Raw genomic sequence first — 25755 nt, 5'->3', positions numbered from 1 at the left:
ACCTACCGGCCGCCCACCCGTTCGACAACCCCGTCGCTTGACGTCCTCGGAGTGCTTCAGTAGTGTTCCCCTCCAAGAAACCTACGTTCCGTACAGCGGAACAGAACGGGGAGGAAGCCCATGAGAAGGACGACGATGAGGAGCGCCTCACGGCTCGCCTCGGTGCTCGGAGTCGCATCGCTGGTGCTCGTTGCCGCTGCCTGTGGTGGCGACGACGACGACGCCGACACGAGTGACACCACCGCCGAGGAAGAGACGGTCGACGAGGAGCCGGCGGACGACGGCGACGAGGCGACCGACGACGGCGAAGAGGCGACGACCGAGGACACGACCGCCGACGACAGTGCTTCGTCGGACGCCGTCATCCGACTCGCCACGAACCAGTTGCCGGCCTCGAAGGGCAACCCGTTCAACTCGGTCGGCTCGCCCGGCATCTACACCCTCGCCGCGATCTACGACCCCGTCACCTTCGTGAGCACCGACGGCGAGATCAAGCCGTGGCTCGCCACCTCGTGGGAGAACACGTCGGAGACCACGTGGAACTTCGTGCTGCGCGACGACGTCCAGTTCTCGAACGGTGAGACGCTCGACGCCGAAGGCCTCGCCAGCGTCATCAACTTCATCGTGACCGACGAAGCCGCCGCAGGCTCCGCCGTTGCGCGCGACCTCGCGAACATCGCCTCGGCGACCGCGGTCGACACCTACACGGTCGAAGTCACGACGGCCACGCCCGATCCGATCCTGCCCGCCAAGATGACCGAGATCTACGTCCCGGCTCCTGGCGTCCTCGCCGACGCGGGCCTCGAAGAGATCACCGAGAACCCGGTCGGCTCCGGCCCGTTCATGGTGACCTCGTGGGATGCCGGAACGATCGAGCTCGCCGCCTTCACCGACTCGTGGCGTGCGCCGCTCGTCGGCGGTCTCGAGATCCAGGAGCTCGCCGAACCCGCCGCTCGGGTCCAGGCACTCCAGGCCGGTCAGGTCGACCTCGCCACCGGCATCTCGCCCGACCTCGTCGACACCCTCGGCGACGCTGCGTCCGCCGACGTCGTCACCGCCAATCAGGTGATGTCGCTCGCGTTCAACACCGAGATGGCCGACTCGCCCGTCGCCGACCCGATGGTCCGCCAGGCCCTCAACTACGCCATCGATCGCCAGGCGATCGTCGACGCGCTCCTGCTCGGTCAGGGCAGCGCCGCCGGCCAGGGCCCGACCCCGAACGCCACCGGCTACAACCCCGACATCGACGCATTCGGCTACGACCCCGAGCTCGCCCAGCAGATGCTGGCCGACGCCGGCTACCCGGACGGCCTGAGCTTCACGGCCGACGTGGTCGTCGGTTCGTTCCCGGCCGACGCCGAGATCTACCAGCTCGCCCAGCAGAACCTGGCCGACATCGGTGTCGACGTCGAACTGAACCAGATCACCTTCCCCGACTGGCTCGAGCGGTACCTCGGTGGCACCTTCGACGCCGGCATGTTCGGCCTGTCGTGGAACGCCCTGCCGACGATGGACTCGGGCCGTGTCATGACGAACTTCTCGTGCTTGAAGTCGAACCCGTTCTTCTGCGACCAGGAGCAGGCCGACGCACTCGAAGCCGCCCTGCCGACGATCGATCCGGCCGAGCGCACCGCCGCCCTGCAAGATGTCACTGCGATGATGCACGACAACCCGCCGGCGCTGTACCTCGTTCAGCAGATCGACGTGAACGGTGTGTCCAGCGAGATCGGCAACTTCGTCAACGACAACCGCTTCTTCAACTACGACGAGATGACCAAGTAAGGACCACTCGTCCCGTGTCCCTGTCCGCCCTCCCCACCGGGTCACACCTGTGACCGATGTGACCCTCGGTGCTGTCGACGCCGGGCCCGATTCGAACGGGCCCGGCGCCGACCGGCCGAACGCACTCCCGTCGCGCTACGCGACCGTCGGCCGAACCGTTGCCGGCAAGTTCGCGCAGCTCGTGGTCTTGCTGTTCGCCGTGTCGACCCTGATGTTCTTCCTGTTGCGCATCACCGGCGACCCGGCGCTGACCCTCGCCGGTGAGAACGCAACGCCCGAGCAGATCGCTGCGATCCGTGCGCAGTACGGTCTCGACGACTCGCTCCTCGTCCAGTACTTCCGCTTCCTCGGCCAGGTCGCCCAGCTCGACTTCGGCGAGTCGATCAACACGGGCGAGAACGCGCTCGACCTGGTGCTCGATCGGGTGCCGAAGACCCTTCAGCTGGCGGTCATGGCCGTGATCGTCAACACGCTCGTCGCCGTGCCGCTCGGCGCCTGGATCGGTTCGCGGCCGAACGGCCGGGCCCAAGCCGTCATCGGCAACGTCGTCTTCATCGGACAGGGCATCCCGGGCTACGTCGTCGCCCTCGTCCTGATCCAGCTCTTCTCCGTCCGATGGCAACTGCTGCCCAGCTTCGGCAGCGAAGGATGGAAGACCTACATCCTCCCGACGCTCTCACTCGCCGCCTTCCTCGTACCTCGCCTGACCCGGGTGCTGTCCGGCAACGTCTCCGAGGCGATGGAACAAGACTTCGTCCGAACGGCGCGGGCGTTCGGCGCCCGCCATCGCACGGTCGTGCGACGGCACGCACTTCCCAACGCGCTCCTGGGCGCATCGGCCCTGATCGGTACCCAGTTCGCCTACCTGCTCTCGGGCGCGCTGATCACCGAGGTCATCTTCGCCTGGCCCGGCCTGGGCCAACTCATGATCCAGTCGGTCGAACAACTCGACTTCCCGGTCGTCCAGGCGTCGGTCTTCGTCGTCGCCGTCCTGGTGTTCCTCACGAACACCTTCACCGACGTGATGCTCGGCGTGATCGACCCCCGTCTCCGGAGGAAGCGATGACCGTGTCCGACGGTGCAGCAGCACCGGAACTGAGCTCGTGGACCGGTCGGCTGATGAGCCGTCGTCGCTCGTCGAACCGCCCCGCACGCCTGACGTTCGGTGTCGTCCTCGCCACCGCGATGGTGCTGACTACCGTCGCCGCTCTTACGATCTTCGATGTCACCCCGGTGCCGACCGACCCGGCCGAACGCCTGCAACCCGTCGGGACGCCCGGCGCGATGCTCGGCACCGACCAGCTGGGTCGGAACCTGTTCGACTGGACGATCGCCGGCTTCGCCTGGTCGGGCACCGTCGCCGCCACCTCCGCGACGATCGTTACCTTCATCGGCCTGTGCATCGGCGTGATCGCCGGTTCGGCCCGCGGCGTCGTGCAGGCCTTCGCAGCCCGCGCCATCGACACGATGCTGTCGCTGCCCAACCTCGTCGTCGCCGTGGCGATCATGGCAGCCGTCGGTCGGGGCTTCTGGCAGTTGTCGGTCACCCTGGGCCTGGTCTCGTGGCCGGTCCTGGCGCGTGTCGTCTACGCGGAGACTCGCGGTCTGATGTCGCGCGACTACGTGAACGCGGCCCGCCTGCTCGGGGTGTCGCGTGTCCGCATCCTGTTCACCCACGTCATCCCCGGACTGCGCAACACGTTGATGGTGATGTGGGCGTTCATGTTCGCCGACTTGCTCGTCGCCGAGAGCGCACTGTCGTTCCTCGGCATCGGTGCGCCCCTCGGTGAACCGTCGCTCGGCAACATCCTCGCCGACGGTCGCCAGTACCTGCTCGTCGCACCGCGGATGGTGCTCGTGCCGGCCACGGCGATCGTGCTCGCCGTGACCGCCGCCAACATGATCGGTGACGGCATGGCCGAACGCAGTCGCCGCCAGACGACGAGGGTCGAACGATGACCACCGATGATCGCCCCTTGCTGTCCGTCGACGACCTGACCGTCGTGCACGGTGCCGACCGGCCCGAACCGGTCGAACTGGTCCGCGGGGTGTCGCTGACCGCACGCCGTGGCGAGGCGATCGGCATCGTCGGCGAGTCCGGCTCCGGCAAGTCGCTGACCGTGCTCAGCCTCATCGGCCTGCTCGCTCCGGCACTCCAGGCGAGGGGTTCGGCGAAACTCGACGGTCTCGAACTCATCGGGTGCCCCGAGAAACAGTTCTCCGACCTGCGCGGCGAGCGGGTCTCGATGGTGTTCCAGGACCCGATGACCGGCCTCAACCCGGTCCGCAAGATCGGGTCGTTGCTGGGCGAAGCCGTCCGACGCCATCAACGGGTCAACCGGCGCGAAGCGCGACAGCAGGCGATCGACATGCTGGCGCGCGTCGGCATCCCGAGCCCGGGCGAGCGAGTCGACGCCTACCCGCACGAGCTGTCGGGCGGACAACGGCAGCGCGTCATGATCGCGCTGGCGTTGCTGAACGACCCCGACCTGATCCTGGCCGACGAACCGACGACGGCGCTCGACACCACGATCCAGGCTCAGATCATGTCGCTCCTGCGCGAACAGACCCACGACGCGGCACTGATCTTGATCACCCACGACCTCGGCGTCGCCGCCGAACTGTGCGACCGGATCTCGGTGATGTACGCCGGCAAGATCGTCGAGGAGGGCCCGACACGAGAGGTGCTCGACGGAGCCCGTCACCCGTACACGGTGGCGCTCCTCGCCGCTGCGCCGAACTTCGATCGCAGCCGGACCCTGGCGGCGATTCCGGGCACACCACCGTCCCCGTTCGCACGACCCGCCGGGTGCGCGTTCGCGCCGCGTTGCCCGAATGCCATGGACCGTTGCCTCACCGACGAGCCGCCGCTCGTCGACTCGGCCGACGGCGGCACACGACTCGCCTGCTGGAACCCTCATGAGTGACCCGACCACTCCCGCTCCCACGTCCGACCCGGTACTGGCCGCCGACGATCTCACGGTCACGTTCCCGGTCGGGCGACGCCAGTTGACTGCGGTCGACAGCGTGTCGCTCTCGGTCAGTCGCGGCGAGACGCTGGCGCTGGTCGGAGAATCCGGCTCCGGCAAGACGACGACGGCGCTCGCCATGATCAGGGCGATCCCGGTCGACTCCGGCACCGTCGTGTTCGACGGTGCCGACATCACGAACCACACCGAGCGACAGCTGAAGGCGGTTCGTCGCCGGCTGCAGATCGTCCTCCAAGACCCGTACGCCAGTCTCGATCCCCGAATGACGGTCGGCAAGATCGTCGCCGAACCCCTCAAGGCGCACCGTCTCGGGACCCGGCAGGAGATCGCCGACACCGTGGCTGCGACCCTCGAACAGGTCGGGCTCCCCGCCGATGCTGCGTCTCGGTACCCCGGCCAGTTCTCCGGTGGCCAGCGTCAACGGATCTCGATCGCCCGGGCGCTCGTGTTGCGCCCCAGTGTGATCGTCGCCGACGAACCCGTCTCGGCGCTCGACGTGTCGATCCAGGCGCAGATCATCGGGTTGCTCGCCGATCTCCAGGCTGCCGAGAACCTCGCCTACCTGGTGATCGCGCACGACCTCGCACTCGTGCACCACATCGCCGATCGCGTCGCCGTCATGTATCTCGGGCGCATCGTCGAGGAGGGACCGGTCGACGCGGTCGTCGGCGATCCACAGCACCCGTACACCGCTGCGCTGTTGTCGGCGACGCCGACGACGTCGGCCGACCGTCGCGAGCGGATCGTGTTGGGCGGTGAGCCGCCGTCGCCGATCTCGAAGCCGACGGGCTGCGCATTCCACCCCCGATGCCCTGCCGCCGTCGAGCGATGCCGCGTCGAGAACCCGGCACTCACGAACACCGACGCCGGGTCGCACCGGGTCGCGTGCTTCTTCCCCGGCTCGGTCGCATCGGGCCTCACGATCGGCACGTCAGGAGGCCGACCATGACCCGCACCACGTCGCTGTCGGATTCGGCGCGAGTTCGAGCCGACGCACGCGTCGGCTTCGCCCTCGCCCTGCGGCGATCATGGGCGACTCGCCTCTACCCGTTGCTGCGGGAGCAGGCGGAGGCCGACGGACCCGCGACACCCGAGCAGGTGCACGACGCGCCGGTCCACCGCTGGTTCGCGTGGACCGAACGCAACTCGCAGAAGCAGCTGTGGCGGGCGGTCCAACGACGGGTCCGACTCGACGAGGCCGACGGCGTCGACACCACGTCCGCCGCCGACCTGCTCGGTTCGGCACGGCTCGACCCCGACCTCGATCTTCCCGACTGGTACACGGCGGTCGACATCCACCTGCAGCCGGGCGGAGTCTGGTCGACCGACGAGGCGGCTGCGGTCTACGAACTCGGTGCCAAACTCGTGATGCTCGGCGACAACGACGACTACGGCTTCCACCGGCTGTTCGGGACGACCACCCTCGACGGACTGTCGCCCGAGCGCATCGTCGACGTGGGATGCGGCTTCGGGAAGAGCACCTGGGCGCTCAAGCAGCAGTTCCCCGACGCCGAGGTGATCGGCGTCGATCTCGCTGCGCCACTGGTGACCGCAGCCCAGCGCCTGACGTCGGAACGGGGTCTCGAGGTCGAGTACCGCCAAGCCGACGCCCGGTCCACCGGGTTGCCCGACGCATGCGCCGACATCGTCACCTCGACGATGCTGCTCCACGAGATGCCACCGTCGGCGATCGGCGAGCTGATGCACGAGGCGGCCCGCATCCTGAAGCCGGGCGGCGTGCTCAGGATGCTCGACTTCCATCCGACCGGCGACACCGTGCGCGACACGGTCATGGCCGGCCACGGCGAACGGAACAACGAGCCGTACATGCCGATGCTGTTCGAGACCGACGTGCCGGCGTTGTGCGCCGCCGCCGGACTCACCGACGCCCGGTGGGACGCATTCGACGAACGCGCCGCCGGACGGCTCGACGGGCTCGAGTGGCCCGATCGGGCCGAGTGGCACTTCCCGTGGGCCGTCCTGAGCGCCACGCGACCCGACGAAGCGACCGACGGTGGCTGACATGACCGACACATCCGACCAGACCCCGCTGCCCGCTCGGCCGGAGTTCCGCTACCTCGGGGCCGACGACGTCGATCGGCTCGCCGGGCTCGTGTTCGAGCTCGCCGCGCAACTCCACGAACAGCGTGTTCGCGTGCTCCATCTCGAGCGACGGCTCGCCGAGCGCGATGGCCTCGACCACCCCGACGACCTCGACGCCGTTGCAGCATCCGAACTCCAGGAATCGCTCGACGGCCTGTTCGCCGTGATCGGCGAGACCGACGACGCACGACGCCCGCTGCATCGCGAACGGGCGACGACGAAAGGACCCCACCAATGAGACCGTTCATCGAGTTCCTGCAGTCACAGGCACTGCCCTGGTCCGACGGGTTGTACGGAGGTGGGCGCGGAACGGTGAAGTCGAAGATCCTCAGCATCGACGAAGCGTCCGGTGCGTCGAGCGTGCTCATCGAGTATCCCGCCGGCTGGACGGTCGACGAACCTCACCACCTCGACGTCGACGAAGAACTGTTCGTCCTCGGTGGCGACCTGACCATCGGCGCGACCACCTACACCGAGAAGTGCTACGCCCACCTCCCGGCACATCACGCGCGCACCTCCGCATCGAGCAAGCACGGTGCCGTGGTGATGACGTTCTTCTCGGGCGAACCCGGTGTTCGCAGCGGCACGCCCGCGTCCGACGCCTGTGACACCACCCGTCTGGTCGAGTTCGTCGACGGCTTCGCCGACGAATGGGGTGCGAACTTCCACCCGAAGTTCCCGCCCGGCGCCGGCCGCAAGTTCCTGCGGCGCGACCCGCACGACGGCGAGGAGACCTGGCTGCTGGGCACGATGCCGCTGCGCTCGGGCCGTCGGCCCGAACGCCACCCGGTCGTGGAGGAGATGTACCTCCTGTCCGGCGAACTCGTCAGCCCGCTCGGCACGATGCAGCCGGGCGCCTACTTCTGGCGTCCGCCCGAGGAATGGCACGGCCCGTTCGGCTCGAAGACCGGCAACCTGTTCCTGTTCCGTACCAAGGGCGGGCCGCTCTCGACGGAGTACACCGAGCACGAGGTCGACTTCACCTGGTCGCCCGAGCACAAGCCGATCCTCCCGCCGGAGCTCCAGCCCTACGGCCAGCCCGCCCCCGGGTGTGGTTGCTGGTGACGACGGTGACCACTCCTTCGACCAACGGTGAGCCTGGCGCGTCCGGTCCGCTGACCGGCGTGCGGGTGCTCGACATCTCGACCGTCTACGCGGGGCCGCTCGGTGCCCAGCTGCTGGGCGATCTCGGCGCCGACGTCGTCAAGATCGAACACCCCGACCGCGGCGATCCGCTGCGCACCCACGGACCGTCGAAGGACGGCATCGGGCTCTGGTGGAAGATGGTCGGACGCAACAAGCGTTGCGTCGGCCTGAAGCTTTCCGACCCCGACGGCGCGGGCGTGTTCCTCGACATGGTCCGCGGCGCCGACGTCGTCATCGAGAACTTCCGCCCGGGCACGCTCGAGCGGTGGGGACTCGGCTACGACCGGCTCCGCGAGATCAACCCGAAGATCGTCCTGGTGCGGGTCACCGGGTTCGGACAGGAGGGCCCGTACGCGACCCGTCCGGCGTTCGGCACCCTCGCCGAGGCGATGAGCGGATTCGCCGCCATGACCGGTGAGCCGGACGGCCCGCCGACGCTGCCCCCGTTCGGCCTCGCCGACGGCATCGCCGGCATCACCGCTGCGTACGCGACCGTCGCAGCGCTGTACCACCGCGACACGACGTCGTCGGACGGCCAGGTCGTCGACCTCGCGATCCTCGAACCGCTCGTGACCGTGCTCGGCCCTCAGCCGAGTGCGTACCAACAGCTCGGTGAGATCCCGGCCCGCCGGGGGAACCGCTCGGAGAACAACGCGCCCCGCAACACGTACCGCACCGCCGACGGTAAGTGGGTCGCCGTGTCGGCCAGTGCGACACCGGTCGCCGAGCGGGTCATGCGACTCGTGGGACGTGCCGACCTGGCCGAACAGGACTGGTTCTCCAGCGGATCCGGGCGTGTCGAGCACGCCGACGAGATCGACAGCGCCGTCAGCACCTGGGTCGCCGAGCGGTCCCACGCCGACGTCGTCGCTTCGTTCGAGGAAGCAGAAGCCGCGATCGCGACCGTCTACGAGATCGACGACCTGATGGCCGATCCGCAGGTCCGCGCTCGCCAGATGATCACCGAGGTCGACGACGACGAGCTCGGACGGGTGGCGATGCAGAACGTCATCTGTCGCTTCAGCGACACGCCCGGTTCGATTCGCCACACGGGCCGCGCCGTCGGCGCGGACACCGATGACGTCCTGGCATCGCTCGGCGTCGACGCCGAACGCATCGTCGAACTGCGGGAGCGTGGTGTCGTTGGCTGACCGCCGTCTGCACCGGTCGTACCTGTACGCGAGCGCCGAACGTCCCGAGCACTGCCGGAAGGCGTGGGCGTCGACCGCCGACGCCGTGATCTTCGACCTCGAGGACGCCGTGGCGCCTGCCAACAAGCAGGTCGCCCGGGCGTCGCTCGTCGGGCTCCTCGACGAGCTGAGGTCGCGTCCGGTCGGGTCACTGCACGTCCGGGTCAACCGTGGCCCCGACGGTCACTACGACCACGACGACGTCGTCGCAGCGGTCGCGGACGGCGTCGACGGTCTCCGGCTGCCCAAAGCCGAGTCGGCCGACGCGCTCCGCGAAGTGGTCGGATGGATCGACGCCGCCGCGGCCGACGCCGGGGTCGACCCTGCAGCGATCGGTCTGTATCCCACCATCGAGTCGGTGGCCGGCCTGACCGCGATCGACACCATCGCCGGCGCCGACCGGGTCGCCCGGATCGCGTTCGGATCCACCGACTTCCTCGCCGACATGGCGCTGCTCGCCCCCGACGACGAACAGCTCGCGACCGTGGCTGCCCGGTCGGCGATCGTGATCGCGTCTCGCTCGGCCGAGATCGGCCCGCCGATTGACAGCGTCCACACGGCGATCGACGACGTCGCCGGACTCGAGGCCGGAGCGCGCTGGGCTCGCTCACTCGGCTTCTTCGGCAAGTCGATCGTCCACCCCCGTCAGATCGAAGCCGTCCACCGGGTGTTCACCCCGACCGAGGCAGAGATCGAAGCCGCGCGCCGAACCGTCGAGGCGCATCAACTCAACGACGCCGCCGGACGCGGCGCCTCGGCCGAGGCCGGGGCGTTCGTCGACGCCGCCGTCGCGGCACGAGCGCGCAACCTCGTGGCGCTCGCCCAACACTTCGAGGAGTCATCATGACCAACACGTCCACCACGACGACCACGACATCCGGACCATTGCTCGACGCGGTCCGGCGCGGCGTTCGCACGGTCGATCTCGGCCGCCCGATGTTCCTCGGGATGCCGCAGTCACCCAACCACGCCACCTACCGAATGGCGCTCACCCGTCGCCACGGGGACATGGTCCGAGCCGACGGCGGTTCGGCGGCTGCCGAGATGCTCGTCACCGGCTGCCACGTCGGAACGCACATCGATGCACTGTCGCACGTGTCCCACTGCGGGATGCTGCACGGCGAGGTCGACGCGGCCGAGGCCCAGATGGGAGGCGCGTTCTCCGAGCACGGCGCCGAGACCATCGAGCCGATGGTGCGTCCGGGCGTGCTGCTCGACGTGCCCGCGGCGCTCGGCGTCGACCGACTCGACGACGGCTACGAGATCACGACCGACGACCTCGACGCCACCGTCGCCGCGCAAGGCAGCTCGATCGACGCCGGTGACGTCGTCCTCATCCGGTCCGGCTGGGGTCAGCGTTGGGACGAAGGCGACGCCTACGTCGGCCGCGACTCGGGAGTTCCCGGCGTGAGCGAAGCGGGCGCGCACTGGCTCGCCGACAAGCAGTGCCACGCCGTCGGCGCGGACACGATCGCGTTCGAGTGCCTCAAGCCGGGCGCAGGTCATGCGCTCCTCCCGGCGCACCGTGTGCTGTTGGTCGAGAACGGGATCTACATCATCGAGACCCTCGACCTCGAAGGGCTCGCGGCGACGGGTGTGCACGAGTTCGTGTTCGTCCTGTCCCCGCTGAAGATCGTCGGTGGCACCGGCTCGCCCGTGCGCCCGGTGGCGGTGCTGGAACCATGACCGACGTCTCCCAGACCACCGGCTACATCGAACGCCTGGCCGACACCGCTGCAGCCCTGACGTTCACCGACCTGCCCGACGCCGTCGTCGCGAGCGTCGGACAGCGAACCCTCGACCTGATGGGCCTCTGTCTCGCTGCAGCCGAGTTGCCGACCAGCGACGCGGCACTCCGATTCGCCACCGCCGACGGAGGACTCCCGCAGGCCCACGTGGTCGGTCACGACGTCATGGTCCCGGCGCGTGCCGCCGCCTTCGCCAACGGTGTCCTCGCCCATTCGCTCGACTACGACGACACCCATCTCCCGTCGGTCCTCCACCCGTCGGCGCCGGTGCTGCCCGCCGTGTGGGCTGCAGCGGAACGCGATCACCGCAGCGGTGAGGACTTGATCCTCGCATCGGCGATCGGGCTCGAACTCTGCTGTCGGCTCGGCATGGCCGGCTACGACCGCGACGCCGGGAACTCGCTGTTCTTCGAGCGTGGACAACACGCCACGTCGATCTGCGGTGCGATCGCTGCGGCAGGCGCCGTCGCTGCGCTGCGGGGTGCCGACCCGGCCACGATCGCCGACGCATGTGGCATCGCCGCGAGTATGGCCGCCGGCATCATCGAGGCGAACCGAACCGGTGGGACGGTCAAGCGCATCCATTGCGGTTGGGCCGCGAACTGCGGTGTCTCCGCCGCCGATCTCGCCGTCGCCGGCATCACCGGCCCACCGACGGTGCTCGAGGGACGGTTCGGTTTCTTCCAGGCCCACGTCGGCGAGTTCCTCGACGCCGATGCCCTGCTCGACGGGTTCGGGGAACGCTGGGACGTCCCCGACATCTTCTTCAAGCCGTATCCGGCCAACCACTTCACCCACGCGGTGATCGACGCCGGGATCGCAGCGAGAGAGCAAGGCGTCACCGCCGACGACATCGAACGGGTCACCATCGGTGTCGCAGGCCCGACGGTGCGAACGGTCGGAGAACCGATCGAGGTCAAGCGTGCGCCCGAGACCGGCTACCAAGCCCAGTTCAGCGCACCCTTCGTCTTCGCGGCGGCGCTCGCCGGGGGTGGCGGCCTCGGTCTCGCACTCGACGACTTCTCGGACGAACGGGCCAACGACCCCGACTGCCGCGCGCTGATGCAACGCATCGACGTCGTGGCCGACGCCGCGTGCGACGAGATCTTCCCCGACCAGTTCCCGGCGGTGGTCACCATCGACACCCGATCTCGTGGCACCGTCGTGATCGAGCGGCTGCAGAACCGGGGCGGCCCGGGCGCGCCGCTGACCAGCGCGGAGCTCGCCCGGAAGTTCTCCGACAACGCCGGGCGCCGGCTGCCGGCCGATCGGATCGGCGGCATCGTCGAGTTGGTCGAGGGCCTCGCCCGACTCGACGACGTCAGCACGGTCTTCGAAGCGACGCGGCCGTGATGCCGCCGGATCGACGATCGGCGTTGCCCACCGGCTGGTTCACTGGAACCGACGGGTGGCACCGCCGGACGATCGGTCCCGACACTCGATCCTGACACCCGAACCGACAACGGTGCCGACGACGGTCGGCCACCACCACCGACAACTGGAGGCGACATGGAAAGTACGACCAAGACAGCCAAGGAGATCTATCTCGAGGTCCAGGCGAATCCCGCCCGGAAGCGGTTTGGCTTCGGCGAGAAGGCCATCCTCGTCAACGTCGATCCGCAGAAGGCGTACACCCGCACCGACCTGTTCGCCACGGCCTACGAGACCGACCCTCGCCAGCTCGAGTACATCAACGATCTCGCCACGCGATTCCGGGCCCTCGGCTGGCCGGTCGTCTGGACGCATGTCGCGTACATGGACTCGGGCGAGGACGCAGGCATCTGGGGCACGCGGACCGACACGCCGGACAGTCTCCAGAACATCAAGTTCGACTCCGAGCGCAGCGAGTTCGACGACCGACTCGAGATCGACGCCGTGCGCGACGTCGTCTATCTGAAGAAGATGCCCTCGGCGTTCTTCGAGACCCAGCTGCAATCGCTGTGCGTCTGGCATCGCGTCGACACCGTGATCGTGACCGGGGGTTCGACCTCGGGTTGCATTCGTGCGACCGCGGTCGACTCCCTGTCGCGTGGCTACCGCACGATCGTTCCCGAGCAGTGCGTGGCCGACAAGCACGAGAGCTACCACTACGCCAACCTGACCGACCTCTCGTTGAAGTACGCCGACGTGCTCGACGTCCAGGAGGTCTTCGGCTGGCTCGACTCGCAGGCCTGACCGGAAGGACTCGACACGATGCAAGAAGATCCAGGCTTCTACGACTACTGGCCGTATCGCGACCGCCCGAAGATCGAGTGGCCCAACGGCGCACGCGTGGCGTTCTGGGTGGCGCCGAACATCGAGTTCTACGAGCTCGACCCGCCGAACAACCCCTTTCGCACACCATGGCCGCAGGCCTCTCCGGCCGTGCTCGGCTACAGCACACGCGACTACGGCAACCGCGTCGGCCACATGCGGCAGATGGAGCTCCTCGACAAGTACGGCATTCGTGGCTCCATCTCGCTGAGCACCGCCCTGTGCGACCATCACCCCGAGATCATCGAGCTCTGCAAGGAACGCGACTGGGAGTTCTTCAGCCACGGCATCTACAACACGCGCTACACGTACGGCATGACCGAACAGCAAGAGCGCGACATGATCCGCGACTCGATGGAGACGATCCATCGCCACACGGGCCAGACGTGTGCCGGCTACCTGGCTCCGGCGCTCTCGCACTCGGAACGAACCCTCGACCTGTTCGCCGAGGTCGGCACCGAGTTGTTCGGCGACGACGGCGGCTTCTACACCTGCGACCTGTTCCACGACGACCAGCCGACCCCGATCCGCCTCCGGAGCGACAAGCGTTTCGTGTCGATCCCGTACTCGCTCGAGATGAACGACACCATCGCCTACGTGGTGAACAAGATCGAACCACGCCGCTACGGCCAGCAGATCAAGGAGAACTTCGACCGCCTCTATCAGGAGGGTGCCACGAGCGGCACGATCATGTGCGTTCCGACGCACAACTACCAGGTCAGCTTCCCGCACCGCATGAGCGCGTTCGAGGACGCGCTCGAGTACATCACCGGCCACGACGATGTGTGGGTCACGACCGGACGCGAGATCGCCGAGTACTTCCTCGAGCACTACTACGACAGCACGCTGGCGGACATCGCCGACAAGACGGAGGCGAGCTCATGACGAACCTGGACGACAGCTACCTGCAGTATCCCGAGCGCAGCTACGGGATGGATCACGGCCGGTACGACTGGTCGATGCTCGTCGACCGGCAACCCGTCGCCTGGCCCGACGGCAAGCGTGTCGCGCTGTGGGTCAACGTCGGGTTGCAGTACTTCCCGCTGAACCAGGAGGGGAAGCCGTTCAAGGTGCCCGGTGGCATGACGATGCCCTACCCCGATCTGCGCCACTACTCGCTGCGTGATTACGGCAATCGTGTCGGGATCTTCCGGTTCCTCGACGCGTTCGACCGCTTCGGCGTCACTCCGACGTTCGCCGTGAACACCCGACTCGCCGAACGAGTTCCGTACCTCATGGACGTGTTGAAAGAACGCGGCGACGAGATCCTCTGCCACGGCTATCACATGGACGCCCTGCACTACGGCGGCCAAGATGCGGCCGAGGAGGCGGCACTGATCGAACGGGCGCTCGACGGTCTCCGAGCACTCTCCGGACAGGACGTCACCGGTTGGATCTCGCCGGCTCGGAGCGAGTCGGCGAACACCCCGGATCTCCTCGCCGCGAACGGCGTCGAGTACTTCTGCGACTGGGTGAACGACGACATGCCGTACGGATTCCGCACGGAGCACGGTGAGTTGACGGCGATGCCGCTCTCGCTCGAGCTGGAGGATCGCTTCGTCATCGTCAACAACGGTCATGCGGAGGACAGCTGGGTCGACCAGGTCTGCGACGCCTGCGACTTCCTGTTGGCCGAAGCCGACGAGCAGGGTGGTCGCATCCTCTCGCTCAACATCCATCCCTGGTTGCTCGGTCAGCCCCACCGAATCGGCAAGCTCGAGCGGGTGCTCGAGTACGTCACCGCCCAGGACGGCGTGTGGTCGGCGAGCGCCTCGGAGATCCTCACCCGCTGGCGAGACCAGCAGTAGGCGACCCGCAGTCGGCCCGGTCGACGTCAGCGGCGGCGGTCCATGACCAGGGCGCCGGTGACGCCGATCGCGGCGGCGAGCGCACCGACGGCGAAGGTGCGGGCGAAGTCGGCCGGTTCGCGCCCGTCGCCGAGCACGGTGAACATGACCTGGATGCCGGTGAGCATGCCGATGTTCATCAACGTCGACCCCATGCCGTTGGCGATACCGAGGTCGGACGGCTCGACGGCGTTGGCGACCGCCGTCTGGTACGACGGCGACGACAGTCCCATTGCCAGCCCCGACAACACGAGACCCAGGATCACCAGCCACAGGTCGACCCACAGCGCGGCGAACACCCACGTCAGCATCGACGCAACCATCAACGCCGTGCCGACGATCAGCATCGGGCGCTCACCGACGCGGCTCGCCAGCTTGCCGCCCGCCGGTGACGTGATCGAGAACGCGGCCGGACGGAACAACAGGATGAGGGCCACGGCTGCGACGGAGTAGCCGAACGCCTCGTCGAGCATGATCGGCGAGATCAGGAAGCTGCCCATGTAGGCGAACTGGCTCAGCGGATGGTTGATCAGCGGGCCGGTGAAGTTGCGGCGACTGAAGTAGTCGAGGCGCAGCAACGGGAACTCGACTCGCTGCTCGATCATCACGAACGCCACGAGCGACACCGCACCGATCGCCAACAGCGCGAGCGGCATCGGGGTGAGCAGCCCGTCGGAACCGCCGAACTGCAACCAGAGGAGGAAGCCGAGTGTCGCGGTGGCGAGCGTCAATGCGCCGCGTACGTCGATCGGCACGGGAGTGCGGCTGTCGCGATCGTCGGGGATCACCTTGATCGCCAGTGCGAACCCCACGAGCGACATCGGGAACAGCACGCCGAACACCGACCGCCACCCGAACGCCTCGATCAACGGACCGCCGACCACGAGCCCGAGCACCGGCGCCCCGGTCATCGCCATCTGGAACCAGCCCATCGCCTCGCCGCGCAGTGCGACGGGATGCGCCTCCATGATGATCGCGATGCCGTTCGGCATCGTCGCGGAGATGCCGAGCCCGACCACCATCCGAGCGGCCACGAAGAGGATCGCCGTCGGTGCCACGGCGCACGCGAGCGTGCCGACGGCCAGCACGACGGTGCCGGCGAGGAACACCCGGCGGTGGCCGTACCCGTCGCCGAGCCGACCCATCACCGGCGTGCTCACACTCATCACGAGGAACAGCCCCGTCACCGCCCACGACAACAGTGACTCGGACGAGTCGAGGTCGTCGGCCATCGTCGGCAACGACGCCGACACGATCGTCATCGAGGCGGTGAAGACGACCACGCACGACAGCACCGTGAGGAGCACTCGCCGATCGAGTCGTTCGTTGCTTCGGTCGGCGACGGTGGGGGAGCCGTCGGTCTGGGCCACGGATCGACCCTACGGCCCTCGACGCCCCGTGACCCCACCGAACCGCCCTCGTTTCCGTCGTCTTGCAACCGTGCGACAGTTCGGCCGACCCGGATGCGAGCGGTGCGGGCGTCTGCCAAGATGAGGCCATGGGGGTCATCGTGATCGTCGCCAACGAGACGTTGGCGGGCGCCGACCTGCGGGCGGTGCTCGAGAACCGCATCGCCGCCGGCGCCCGTGACTTCCACGTGGTCGTCCCCGTCAAGCTCAGCCTGCCGCCCACCGTCAGCGCCGGTATGGCCGGAGCCGACGTGGTGATGATCGGCGATCACGAGCTCCCCGACGAACGGGCCATGGCAACCGAGCGACTCCAGGCCGGTCTCGAGTGGCTGCGCGAACAGGGCTGCAACGCCGACGGTGAGATCACGTTGAGCGACGCGGTCCGCACCCTGTCGGAACTCCCCGAGCGCGTCGACTTCGACGAGGTGATCGTCTCGACCCTCCCGGGCCGGATCTCACGCTGGCTCCGCCAGGACCTGCCGACACGCATCTGCCGCGCCGTCTCGGTGCCGGTCACCGTCATCACCCCCGCCGACTGAGTGCTCACCGGCGGCGGTGCCGGTGCCTGGCGAGACGTCACCAGCGCACCGATCGTGACGCACCCGACCGAGATCGTCGTCGCTCCGACTCGCTCTCCCCGTTGCCGGGTTGGCACCATCGAGGGGCAGGCGGGATTCACGGATCCACCGGGGTGGGGGAATGCCCCGGCGGGAAAGGAGCTGATCCATGATGGGGGGACGCCGTTCTTTGCGCGCGTCAGTGGCAGTGGTCGCGGCGGCGGCTACTGCGTTCGTACTCGCTGCGGTGCCGGCCGATGCCGCGCCACCCGGTGACACGTCACCGCCGACCAAGGACTTCGTGGTGGAGGTGTTGTCGAGTCCGCCCGATCAGGTGTCGGGCGACGATGCCCGCGTCTCGATCCGGGTCCCGGACGTGGTGAAGATGAAGCAGGTGCAGGTCACACTCGACGGCGAGGTGATCACCGACCTGTTCACGCCCGACCCCGACGACGGTCGACGACTCGAGGGCGTGATCACCGGGCTCGAACTCGGCGACAACGAGTTGGTGGTCTCCCGCAACCGGCCCGGCAACGGGCGGATGTCGACGACGGTGACGTTGACGAATCATCCGATCACCGGCCCGATCTTCTCCGGCCCGCAGCAGCAGCCGTTCCAGTGTTCGACGACCGGCCACCGTGGCAACGCCGAACTCGGACCGATCCTCGACGACGACTGCTCGATGGAAACCGTCGTGTCGTTCAAGTACCGCACCACCGGTGGTTCGTGGGCCGACTACGACCCTGACACGGCGCGGCCCGACGACATGGCGACCACCACGACGATGGACGGCGACACCGTCGACTACATCGTGCGCTGGGAACGTGGCACCATCAACCGGTTCATCTATTCGATCGCCGTGCTGTCACCCGACGCGCAGGAACTCGACACGCCCGATCTGTCGGCGTGGAACGAGCGATTGATCTACTACTTCCAGGGCGGCGTCGGCATCGGCCACTACCAGGGCAACCCGAGCGGCAGCCGAATGCTCTACGAGCACGGGCTGTCCCTGGGCTACGCCATCGCGTACTCGACCGGCACCAAGACCGGTGAGCACTACAACCTGCAGGTCGGCGGCGAGACCGCCGTCATGGTCAAGGACCGCTTCGTGTCCGCCTACGACGATCCCGACTACACGGTCGGCGTCGGCGGCTCCGGCGGCGGCATCCAGCAGTACGTCTACGCGCAGAATCACCCGGGCCTCATCGACGCCGGTGTGCCGCAGTACTCGTACCCCGACATGATCACCCAGACGATCCACATCGGCGACTGCGAACTGCTGGAGCGTTGGATGGATCTCAACGTGCTGCAGGGCAACGCCAGATGGACCGACTGGGCTCTTCGTTCGGCGATCGAAGGACTCAACGCCACCGACGCGGTCGACAACCAGGCGGCGGCCTTGCAGCCGTACCTGCCACGCGGCGCGACCGAATGCATGAACGCGTGGCGCGGACTGTCGCCACTCACGCTCAACCCGAACTTCGGGACTGCACCCGGCATCTCCGGACCCGACCAGGTCAGCACGGAGTGGACGCACTACGGCGACGCGATCAACGTCTACGGCACCGCCGAGGACGGTTTCGCCGCCCGGACGTGGGACAACGTCGGCGTGCAGTACGGACTCCAGGCCCTGCTCGACGGGACGATCACGACCGACGAGTTCGTCGCACTCAACGCCACGGCGGGCGGCTGGAAGAACGAACCCGACATGGTGCAGGAAGGCTGCCCGTTCATCCCCGAGCTGTGCACGTCACCCGACAACGTCGACGTCTGGAGCGTCCGCAACCAGACATTCGACCTGTCGAACCCCACTGCGGTCGCTCCGCGCACGGAGGCCGACCCCGACGCCATCGAAGCGGCGTACCAGTCGGGGCTCGTCAACCACGGTGACATCGAGATCCCGATGATCGACTGGCGCAACTACCTGGAGCGCGAGCTCGACATGCACAACAGCCACCAGTCGTTCGCTGCCCGCCAGCGCCTCCTCGACTGGGACGGTGACGCGTCGAACCAGATCATCTGGTTCACCGACGTGGCCGACGTCGGTGGCGACCGCTTCGATCAGACGCCGCTGGCGTTCGAGGTGATCGACGAGTGGATGCGCAACATCGAGGCGAACCCGAACGCCGGCGTCGCCGGCAACAAGCCGTCGCGTGCGGTCGACTCGTGCTTCGACACGAACGGCGAGCTGATCTACGCCGGTGCCGACGCGTGGTCGGGCATTCTCGACGACGGAGCGGCGGGCGTCTGCACCCAGCAGTTCCCGACGTACACCACGTCACGCATCGTCGCCGGCGGCCCGATCACCGGTGACGTCTTCAAGTGCGTACTGCAGCCGTTCGCCCAGGCGATCGCCGACGGCGTGTACGGCGACGTCACCTTCACCGACGAACAGCTCGCGGTGTTGTCGGCGACGTTCCCGGACGGAGTCTGCGACTACGCCCAGGGCGACGCACGCCGACCGGCCGACCTCTGACACAACCGACGATCCACTCCTGATCGGTGGTGTCGCGCCCGACAGCGCGGCACCGCCGATGGAGTTCTGCGACACCGCAGCAGCGACGCCGTCGTCCCGACGGATCGGGAGTCCGACGTTCACGCCTGATTCACGGGTGCTCCTTAGCGTCGCCCGGATGAGAATCGGATCATCTTCAGACCACCCGAATCGGGCTCGTTGGGCGGCCATCGGAGCTGCCGTCGCCATCGCGCTCGGTGCGGGCAGCGTCGGTATCGCACAGGCGACGATCGGCTCCGGCGAGCGAGCCGTTTTCGTTCCCGTCGAGGCGTGTCGTCTCGTCGACACCCGCCCGGCTCAAGGTGTGCCGGGCCGCAACAGCAGGCTCGGTGACAACGAGTCCTTCACGCTCGACGTCGGGGGTGCCGTCGGGAACTGCGGAGCGTTCTCGAACGCGACCGGCCTGTCGCTCAACGTGACGCCCGTCGGACCGTCCGACCCGACGTACCTGTCCTTCGTCCCCGGCGTGCTCGACCCACCGACCAACGGCAGTCGCTATGACGATTCGTCCAACCTCAACCCGTCACCGGACCAACCCCCGACGCCGAATGCGGTCGAGGTCGACATCGATGACGATCAACGGTTCAGTGTCTACAACGCCTACGGGTCCCTCGATGTCGTGATCGACGTCGTCGGCTACTACGAGGACCATCACCACGACGATCGCTACTTCACGAAGGCGGAAGTGGCCGATCTCATCGCCGAAGCCGGTGATGAAGGCGAGCCGGCTCCGGATCTCCCGGAGGCGATGCAGTCAACGGCAAGCAACGTCGCCCATACGTCCGAGTCGCCGGTCACGATCACGTCGCTCAGTCTCGACCTCGCTCAACACTGCACCACCGGCTCCGACCGGTACCTGGTGCGGGTCGATGTGTCCGGCTACGTCCACTACGTCTCGAGTGGCACCGACGCGATCGACGCGGAGTTCGAGTTGGTGATCGGCGGCGAGACGATCGACGAGGCTCACCTGGACGTGCAGTTGCAGACCGACACGGCGGCCGACGAATCCGGTCTCGTCCCGGAGATCCCGTTCAGTCGTTCGTACTTGGCCTCCGTCGAGTCCGGGACAATCGACTTCGAGTGGACCGGCGAGGTCGAGTACGACTCGGCCGGAAGTTTCAGCTCTCGTGACGTCACGATGATCGTGCAACCGTTGTCGCACGACTGCGGGGGCAGCTGACGCCGCCCGACGGGCACGGTGAGTCGGTGACCCCGGCTGCGCCGTGCCCGGCGGTGATCGCGTCGGCAGGTCAGGGCCACATGGCGGAGAGGTCGGCGGCCTTGGCCGACAGGCCCTGGTAGCCGAACCCCATCGTCGTGAGGAACGCCTCGGCTTCGAGCAGCCCCTCGGTGACGGCGTCCGACTCGGCGTCGGGGCCGTCGGCACGGATCTCGTAGCGCAGATTGAAGAACAGGATCCGATCGTCGTAGGTGAACGTCCCCTCCGGCGTGAACGCCGACACGAAGATGTCGTGCTCGGCCTGGGCGCCGGTCAGATAGCGGCGCGCCCGGTCGGTCAGCTCGTGGAATCGTCCACGAACCGTCACCCGAAAGACCCGCTGCTCGCTCATGGGCGCGAGCGTAGGTCGTCGACCTCGATCGCGCGGCGTGGGATCGGCGCATGCCATCCGAAGTGGAGCGCGCCCATCCGCAACCCGAATGCGATCACCGCGGCGCCGATCTGGACCGGGGTGTCGGGCAGTGCGAGTTCGTCGCCGATCACGACGACCAGAGCGCCGACGGTCGCCGGGATCGCGTACAGCTTGCTGTCGGCGGAGAAGATCTGGGGCACCTCACCGGCCAGGACGTCGCGCAGCAGGCCACCCCCGATCGCGGAGATCGCGCCGACGAGCACCGCCGCCGGAATGCTCACCGGGGCATCGACGGCGCGGGACGCGCCGACGGCGGCGAACAAGCCGAGACCGGCCGCGTCGAACACGAGCACCGGCTGGCTGAGACGTTCGACCCAACCGGGCAGCACGGCGACCACGACCGCCGCCACGATCGGCACGACCAGCCACTCCCATTCGCGCAACGCGACCGGCGGGATCTCGCCGATCAACACGTCGCGGGTGATGCCGCCGGCGAGGCCGGTCACGGTGCCGAGCGCGACGAGGCCGACCATGTCGAAGCGGTGCTTGACCGCAACGACGCACCCCGACACGGCGAACACGAAGATGCCGAGCAGGTCGAGGACGTCGGTCACGTTCACGCTGTCACGCTAGAGCCCGCGACGCGACCGCCCGTCGATGGGTGGAAGCGGTCCCGGTGTGGTGCGTTCGCGTCAAAGCTTCGGTATCGGTCTGTTATCGCTCAGTAATCAGTCAAGATCGACGTCGGTTCCCCGATCGGGTTGACATGGTCACCCGCCGACTCCTCGCCGTTGCGTCCACCGTCGGTCTGTGTGCGATCGCTGCGTTCGCCCCGCCGGTCCAGGCGCTGCCGGGCGACACCTCGCACGCCGACACGGTCTTCCTCGACGGCTCCCTGCTCGGACTCGACGCCACGCTGGTCGCCTCGATCGGCGTCGAGGAGGCCGACAGCGACGGCACGGCCACGGAGACGAACTCGGGCAACCTCGACCTCGGCGTGCTCGGACTCCGCGTGCTCGACATCGGCGGCGGTGTCCAGGTGCCCCTCGCACTGACCGAGGCGGGCGTCGTCGGACAGTACGCCAGCGCCCTGTCCGACGGTTCGTCGGTCGCCGCCAGCGGTCTCGTCGCGTCCGACGGAGCGATCGGTACCGGGATCACGCCGGCGCCGGGTGTCGCCCCCGGGCCGCTGCGACTGTCACTCGGCGACCTGGTCGCCGACCTCGGCCTGTCGCCCGCGCTCCTCGCCGAGATCGCCGAACTCGATCTCACCGTCGACGGCGTCGCCGCCAGGGCGTCGCAGGCGGCACCCGGAACGGCGACCGGCGACTATGCGATCGCCGACGTCGGGCTCGAGATCACGAGCCCCACCGTCGCCGCCGTCGGCTCGACCGTGACCACGACCGTCGCCACCGCCGAGACAGGCATCGCCGGTCTCGACGGCGTGCTCGAGACGACCCTCGGCGGCCTGCTCGGCGGGCTCGGGTTGATCGACGTCGACGTCACGGTCGGTGCGAGCGGGCTCACCGCGGCGGTCGCCCCGTTCCTCGCCGCCCCGGCGTCCGATCCGACCTACCCGGGTGTCACCGTCGACCTGAACAGCGGCCTGGTCACCGTCGATCTCGACGAGATCACCGCGCTGGAAGGACAGCCGGCCGACACCGATGTGCTGACCTCGGCACAGATCGCCACGATCGTCGCCAACATCACCGGTCTGACGTCCAGCGTCCTCGCCGATCTCGACACAGCGATCGAAGGTGCGCTCGACGCCATCACCGTGACCGGCGGCGTCCAGCTGCTGGGCCTCGACATCGTCACCATCGACACCACGCTCGGCGACCTGGCCGACGGGACGACCACCGGCATCAGCGTGGTCGGGGCAGCGCTGCCGTTCGAACTGGCCATCCTCTCGGGACTGCTGGCCGACGTGACCGGCGTCGTCGGCGCCTTGTCGGGCCTGGGTGGCGGGCTCGCGACCACGATCGCCTCCGACCTGGGACCCGCACTCGACCCGGTCCTGTCCGCAGCCCTGGCGCTCACCGTCAACAGCCAGTCGACGACGGCGGGGGCCTTCACCGAGACCGCCCTCCGCGTCACCCTCCTCCCCGGTACCGGTGCGCTCACCCTCGACATCGGCAACGCAACCGTCGGCCCGAACTCGCTGGCCCCCGCAGCGTCGGCGTCGACGATCACCCCCGACACCGGTCCCGACTCGGGCGGCACCGCCGTCACGATCACCGGGTCCGGCTTCACGAACGCCACGGCCGCCACCTTCGACGGGACGCCCGGCACCTCGTTCACGATCGTGGACGACTCGACGATCACGACCGTGACCCCGGCGCATGCCCCCGGCGCCGTCGACGTCGTCGTCGAGTCGCCCCGAGGAGACAGCGCACCCCTGACGTTCACCTACGTCCCCGACGACGCGATCGCCGTGTCGCTCGACCCGACCGAGGGTCCCGACACCGGAGGCACGACCGTGACGATCACGGGCTCGAACTTCACGCCCGCGACCGCGGCGACGTTCGACGGCACCCCGGGCACCTCGTTCACGATCGTCGATGACTCGACGATCACCGTCGTCTCCCCGCCCCACACCCCGGGTGCCGTCGACGTCGTCGTCGAATCCCCGCTCGGCGACGCCGACCCGCTGACGTTCACCTACCTCGAGACGCCGGTCGCCACGTCGCTCGACCCGACCGAGGGTCCCGACACCGGAGGCACGACCGTGACGATCTCCGGATCCGGGTTCGTGAACGCGACGGGTGTGACGTTCGACGGCATCCCGGGCACGTCGTTCACGGTGGTGGACGACGACGAGATCACGGTCGTGTCGCCGGCGCATGCGCCGGGTGCCGTCGACGTCGTCGTGCAGTCACCGCTCGGTGACGCCGATCCCCTCACCTTCACGTACCTGGAGTCGCCGGTCGCGCTGTCGCTCGACCCGAACTCCGGGCCCGACGACGGTGGGACGACCGTGACGATCTCCGGGACCGGGTTCGTGAACGCGACGGGTGTGACGTTCGACGGCATCCCGGGCACGTCGTTCACGGTGGTGGACGACGACGAGATCACGGTCGTGTCTCCGGCGCATGCGCCGGGTGCCGTCGACGTCGTCGTGCAGTCACCGCTCGGTGACGCCGATCCCCTCACCTTCACGTACCTCGACGACGCTGCCGACGCCGTCTCGATCACGCCCGGCTCCGGGCCCGAGAGCGGCGGTACGGCCGTCACGATCACCGGCTCCAACTTCACCGGGGCGACCGGCGTCACGTTCGACGGCATCGCCGGTACCTCGTTCGCCGTCGTCGACGACTCGACCATCACGGCCTCGACCCCGCCGCACGCACCCGGTTCGGTCGCGGTGATCGTGCAGCAGTCGGGCGGCGACTCGAACGCGCTCGCCTTCGACTACCTGCCCGACCCGGCCTCCGCCACGTCGCTCACCCCGACCAGCGGTCCGGAAGACGGCGGCACCACCGTCACGATCACGGGCTCCGGCTTCGACGACGCCACGTCGGCCACGTTCGACGGCGTCGCCGGCACGGCGTTCACGGTGGTCGACGACACGACGATCAGCGTCGCGACCCCTCCCCATGCCCCCGGTCCGGTCGACGTCGTGGTGACCTCGCCGTACGGCGACTCGGCGCCGCTCACCTTCACCTACGTCCCCGGCCCCGCCGACGCGACGTCGATCGACCCCGCCACCGGGCCCGAGGTCGGAGGTACCGCGGTGACGATCAGCGGCGACAACTTCACGGATGCGACCGCCGCCACCTTCGACGGGATGCCCGGCACGTCGTTCACGGTCGTGAGCGACGACGAGATCACGGTCGTCTCCCCGCCCCACGCGCCCGGCCCCGTCGACGTCGTCGTGCGGTCGGCGTTCGGCGACGCAGCGCCGCTGACGTTCACCTACACCTCCGTCGCCGCGAGCGCGGCCTCGCTCACTCCGGCCAGCGGCCCCGACACCGGCGGGACCACCGTGACCATCACCGGGACGAATCTCACCCATGCGACCGGCGTCACCTTCGACGGAACGGCCGGGACGTCGTTCACCGTGGTCGACGACACGACCGTCCGGGTCGTCACCCCGGCCGGCACCCGCGGCCCGGTCGACGTGATCGTCGTCTCGCCGTACGGCGACGGTGGCCCGCTCGCCTTCACCTACATCGGCGCCACGCGAGTCGCGACGATCGATCCGCCGCAGGGCCCGACGTCGGGCGGCACGACCGTGACGATCACCGGCGTCTGTTTCACCGGAGCGATCGACGTGACCTTCGACGGTGTGTCCGCGACGAGCTTCACCGTCGTCGACGACACGACGATCACCGCGGTCACCCCTGCCCACGCGGCCGCTTCCGTCGACGTCGTCGTCATCGGCTCGGCGGTCTGCTCCGGCGAGCCGCTGGCCGCGACGTATCTGTACGTCGACCCTGCGCCCGAGACGACCACGACGACGACGACGACGATCCCGGAGCCCGCGCCCGACGTGGAACTCCCGGCCACCGGATCGGGAACGACGAGCGCGCTGCTCGCCGGTGGTCTCCTGGTCGGTCTCGGCCTGACGCTGACCGTGTGGACCCGACGTCGCACGACGATCTGACCCGGTTCGATCCGGCC

The 25755-nt window shown here is 68.4% G+C and carries 22 protein-coding genes; 19 read left to right on the top strand and 3 right to left on the bottom strand.

Annotation, left to right across the window (positions count from 1 at the left end; all coding sequences use genetic code 11):
- The first annotated feature begins 135 nt into the window (after positions 1-135).
- The 15 genes from BDK89_RS19545 (at position 136) to BDK89_RS19475 (ending at position 15020) form a co-directional block, all read left to right on the top strand.
- On the top strand, positions 136-1782 hold the full coding sequence (locus tag BDK89_RS19545) for an ABC transporter substrate-binding protein (protein ID WP_133870554.1): 1647 nt from the start codon (positions 136-138) through the stop codon (positions 1780-1782).
- A gap of 49 nt (positions 1783-1831) precedes the next feature.
- Entirely contained in the window at positions 1832-2848 is a 1017-nt protein-coding gene (locus BDK89_RS19540) for an ABC transporter permease (protein ID WP_133870553.1), read from the top strand.
- A 53-nt stretch (positions 2849-2901) separates the two neighbouring features.
- Positions 2902-3741 carry an ABC transporter permease gene (locus tag BDK89_RS19535; RefSeq protein ID WP_166657706.1) on the top strand — a complete coding sequence of 280 codons (840 nt, stop codon included), beginning with the start codon at positions 2902-2904 and terminating at the stop codon, positions 3739-3741.
- Positions 3738-4709, top strand: coding sequence for an ABC transporter ATP-binding protein (locus BDK89_RS21900; RefSeq protein ID WP_166657705.1), 972 nt, complete (start codon positions 3738-3740; stop codon positions 4707-4709). Before BDK89_RS19535 ends, BDK89_RS21900 begins: the two co-directional genes overlap by 4 nt.
- Positions 4702-5721, top strand: coding sequence for an ABC transporter ATP-binding protein (locus BDK89_RS19525; RefSeq protein WP_166657704.1), 1020 nt, complete (start codon positions 4702-4704; stop codon positions 5719-5721). Before BDK89_RS21900 ends, BDK89_RS19525 begins: the two co-directional genes overlap by 8 nt.
- The gene (locus tag BDK89_RS19520) at positions 5718-6794 is read left to right on the top strand and encodes a class I SAM-dependent methyltransferase (RefSeq protein ID WP_133870550.1); all 1077 of its coding nucleotides are present in this window, start codon (positions 5718-5720) and stop codon (positions 6792-6794) included. The genes BDK89_RS19525 and BDK89_RS19520 overlap by 4 nt, the downstream gene beginning before the upstream one ends.
- Position 6795: 1 nt before the next feature.
- A complete protein-coding gene (locus tag BDK89_RS19515) occupies positions 6796-7113 on the top strand; it encodes a hypothetical protein (protein WP_133870549.1) in 318 nt (105 codons plus the stop codon).
- Positions 7110-7940 carry a cupin domain-containing protein gene (locus BDK89_RS22245; RefSeq protein ID WP_133870548.1) on the top strand — a complete coding sequence of 277 codons (831 nt, stop codon included), beginning with the start codon at positions 7110-7112 and terminating at the stop codon, positions 7938-7940. Before BDK89_RS19515 ends, BDK89_RS22245 begins: the two co-directional genes overlap by 4 nt.
- Positions 7941-7945: 5 nt before the next feature.
- Positions 7946-9172, top strand: coding sequence for a CaiB/BaiF CoA transferase family protein (locus tag BDK89_RS19505; protein ID WP_208294135.1), 1227 nt, complete (start codon positions 7946-7948; stop codon positions 9170-9172).
- Positions 9165-10058: an HpcH/HpaI aldolase/citrate lyase family protein gene (locus tag BDK89_RS19500; RefSeq protein ID WP_166657703.1), complete on the top strand. Its 894-nt coding sequence runs from the start codon at positions 9165-9167 to the stop codon at positions 10056-10058. Before BDK89_RS19505 ends, BDK89_RS19500 begins: the two co-directional genes overlap by 8 nt.
- The gene (locus BDK89_RS19495) at positions 10055-10897 is read left to right on the top strand and encodes a cyclase family protein (protein WP_133870545.1); all 843 of its coding nucleotides are present in this window, start codon (positions 10055-10057) and stop codon (positions 10895-10897) included. The genes BDK89_RS19500 and BDK89_RS19495 overlap by 4 nt, the downstream gene beginning before the upstream one ends.
- A complete protein-coding gene (locus BDK89_RS19490; RefSeq protein ID WP_133870544.1) occupies positions 10894-12312 on the top strand; it encodes an MmgE/PrpD family protein in 1419 nt (472 codons plus the stop codon). The genes BDK89_RS19495 and BDK89_RS19490 overlap by 4 nt, the downstream gene beginning before the upstream one ends.
- A 156-nt stretch (positions 12313-12468) precedes the next feature.
- Positions 12469-13134: an isochorismatase family protein gene (locus tag BDK89_RS19485; RefSeq protein WP_133870543.1), complete on the top strand. Its 666-nt coding sequence runs from the start codon at positions 12469-12471 to the stop codon at positions 13132-13134.
- A gap of 18 nt (positions 13135-13152) precedes the next feature.
- Positions 13153-14097 carry a polysaccharide deacetylase family protein gene (locus tag BDK89_RS19480; RefSeq protein ID WP_133870542.1) on the top strand — a complete coding sequence of 315 codons (945 nt, stop codon included), beginning with the start codon at positions 13153-13155 and terminating at the stop codon, positions 14095-14097.
- Positions 14094-15020, top strand: coding sequence for a polysaccharide deacetylase family protein (locus BDK89_RS19475; RefSeq protein WP_133870541.1), 927 nt, complete (start codon positions 14094-14096; stop codon positions 15018-15020). Before BDK89_RS19480 ends, BDK89_RS19475 begins: the two co-directional genes overlap by 4 nt.
- Positions 15021-15046: 26 nt before the next feature.
- On the opposite strand, the gene BDK89_RS19470 is transcribed toward BDK89_RS19475, so the two are convergent.
- The gene (locus tag BDK89_RS19470) at positions 15047-16429 is read right to left on the bottom strand and encodes an MFS transporter (protein ID WP_133870540.1); all 1383 of its coding nucleotides are present in this window, start codon (positions 16427-16429) and stop codon (positions 15047-15049) included.
- 128 nt (positions 16430-16557) lie between these two features.
- Between BDK89_RS19470 and BDK89_RS19465 the strand changes: the two genes are divergently transcribed.
- The 3 genes from BDK89_RS19465 to BDK89_RS19455 all read left to right on the top strand — a co-directional run bounded on the left by BDK89_RS19465 (position 16558) and on the right by BDK89_RS19455 (position 20720).
- Positions 16558-17007 (top strand): hypothetical protein, encoded by a 450-nt coding sequence (locus BDK89_RS19465; protein ID WP_133870539.1) that lies wholly within the window; start codon positions 16558-16560, stop codon positions 17005-17007.
- Positions 17008-17227: 220 nt separating this feature from the next.
- Complete coding sequence (locus tag BDK89_RS19460) at positions 17228-19501, top strand: DUF6351 family protein (RefSeq protein ID WP_133870538.1); 2274 nt, start codon at positions 17228-17230, stop codon at positions 19499-19501.
- A gap of 157 nt (positions 19502-19658) precedes the next feature.
- Positions 19659-20720 carry a hypothetical protein gene (locus BDK89_RS19455; RefSeq protein WP_133870537.1) on the top strand — a complete coding sequence of 354 codons (1062 nt, stop codon included), beginning with the start codon at positions 19659-19661 and terminating at the stop codon, positions 20718-20720.
- 70 nt (positions 20721-20790) lie between these two features.
- Here BDK89_RS19455 and BDK89_RS19450 read toward each other — a convergent pair whose 3' ends face one another.
- Both BDK89_RS19450 and BDK89_RS19445 read right to left on the bottom strand, forming a co-directional pair.
- Positions 20791-21111, bottom strand: a complete 321-nt coding sequence (locus tag BDK89_RS19450) for a DUF6204 family protein (protein ID WP_133870536.1) — start codon at positions 21109-21111, stop codon at positions 20791-20793.
- On the bottom strand, positions 21108-21752 hold the full coding sequence (locus tag BDK89_RS19445; protein WP_133870535.1) for a trimeric intracellular cation channel family protein: 645 nt from the start codon (positions 21750-21752) through the stop codon (positions 21108-21110). Before BDK89_RS19445 ends, BDK89_RS19450 begins: the two co-directional genes overlap by 4 nt.
- A 146-nt stretch (positions 21753-21898) precedes the next feature.
- On the opposite strand from BDK89_RS19445, the gene BDK89_RS19440 reads away from it, so the two are divergent.
- On the top strand, positions 21899-25738 hold the full coding sequence (locus BDK89_RS19440) for an IPT/TIG domain-containing protein (RefSeq protein WP_133870534.1): 3840 nt from the start codon (positions 21899-21901) through the stop codon (positions 25736-25738).
- Positions 25739-25755 lie beyond the last annotated feature (17 nt).

The sequence above is a fragment of the Ilumatobacter fluminis genome (genome assembly GCF_004364865.1).
In the GTDB taxonomy this organism is placed as follows: Bacteria; Actinomycetota; Acidimicrobiia; order Acidimicrobiales; family Ilumatobacteraceae; genus Ilumatobacter; species Ilumatobacter fluminis.
The sequence above is the reverse complement of the archived record's forward strand: the minus strand, read 5'-3'. Positions and strand labels throughout refer to the sequence as shown.

Bases quoted from the DNA above. Each gene is read 5' to 3' on its own strand.
- BDK89_RS19545 (WP_133870554.1), top strand. From the start codon at position 136: ATGAGGAGCGCCTCACGGCTCGCCTCGGTGCTCGGAGTCGCATCGCTG.
- BDK89_RS19535 (WP_166657706.1), top strand. From the start codon at position 2,902: ATGAGCCGTCGTCGCTCGTCGAACCGCCCCGCACGCCTGACGTTCGGT.
- BDK89_RS21900 (WP_166657705.1), top strand. From the start codon at position 3,738: ATGACCACCGATGATCGCCCCTTGCTGTCCGTCGACGACCTGACCGTC.
- BDK89_RS19525 (WP_166657704.1), top strand. From the start codon at position 4,702: ATGAGTGACCCGACCACTCCCGCTCCCACGTCCGACCCGGTACTGGCC.
- BDK89_RS19520 (WP_133870550.1), top strand. From the start codon at position 5,718: ATGACCCGCACCACGTCGCTGTCGGATTCGGCGCGAGTTCGAGCCGAC.
- BDK89_RS19515 (WP_133870549.1), top strand. From the start codon at position 6,796: ATGACCGACACATCCGACCAGACCCCGCTGCCCGCTCGGCCGGAGTTC.
- BDK89_RS22245 (WP_133870548.1), top strand. From the start codon at position 7,110: ATGAGACCGTTCATCGAGTTCCTGCAGTCACAGGCACTGCCCTGGTCC.
- BDK89_RS19495 (WP_133870545.1), top strand. From the start codon at position 10,055: ATGACCAACACGTCCACCACGACGACCACGACATCCGGACCATTGCTC.
- BDK89_RS19490 (WP_133870544.1), top strand. From the start codon at position 10,894: ATGACCGACGTCTCCCAGACCACCGGCTACATCGAACGCCTGGCCGAC.
- BDK89_RS19485 (WP_133870543.1), top strand. From the start codon at position 12,469: ATGGAAAGTACGACCAAGACAGCCAAGGAGATCTATCTCGAGGTCCAG.
- BDK89_RS19480 (WP_133870542.1), top strand. From the start codon at position 13,153: ATGCAAGAAGATCCAGGCTTCTACGACTACTGGCCGTATCGCGACCGC.
- BDK89_RS19475 (WP_133870541.1), top strand. From the start codon at position 14,094: ATGACGAACCTGGACGACAGCTACCTGCAGTATCCCGAGCGCAGCTAC.
- BDK89_RS19465 (WP_133870539.1), top strand. From the start codon at position 16,558: ATGGGGGTCATCGTGATCGTCGCCAACGAGACGTTGGCGGGCGCCGAC.
- BDK89_RS19455 (WP_133870537.1), top strand. From the start codon at position 19,659: ATGAGAATCGGATCATCTTCAGACCACCCGAATCGGGCTCGTTGGGCG.
- BDK89_RS19450 (WP_133870536.1), bottom strand. From the start codon at position 21,111: ATGAGCGAGCAGCGGGTCTTTCGGGTGACGGTTCGTGGACGATTCCAC.
- BDK89_RS19440 (WP_133870534.1), top strand. From the start codon at position 21,899: ATGGTCACCCGCCGACTCCTCGCCGTTGCGTCCACCGTCGGTCTGTGT.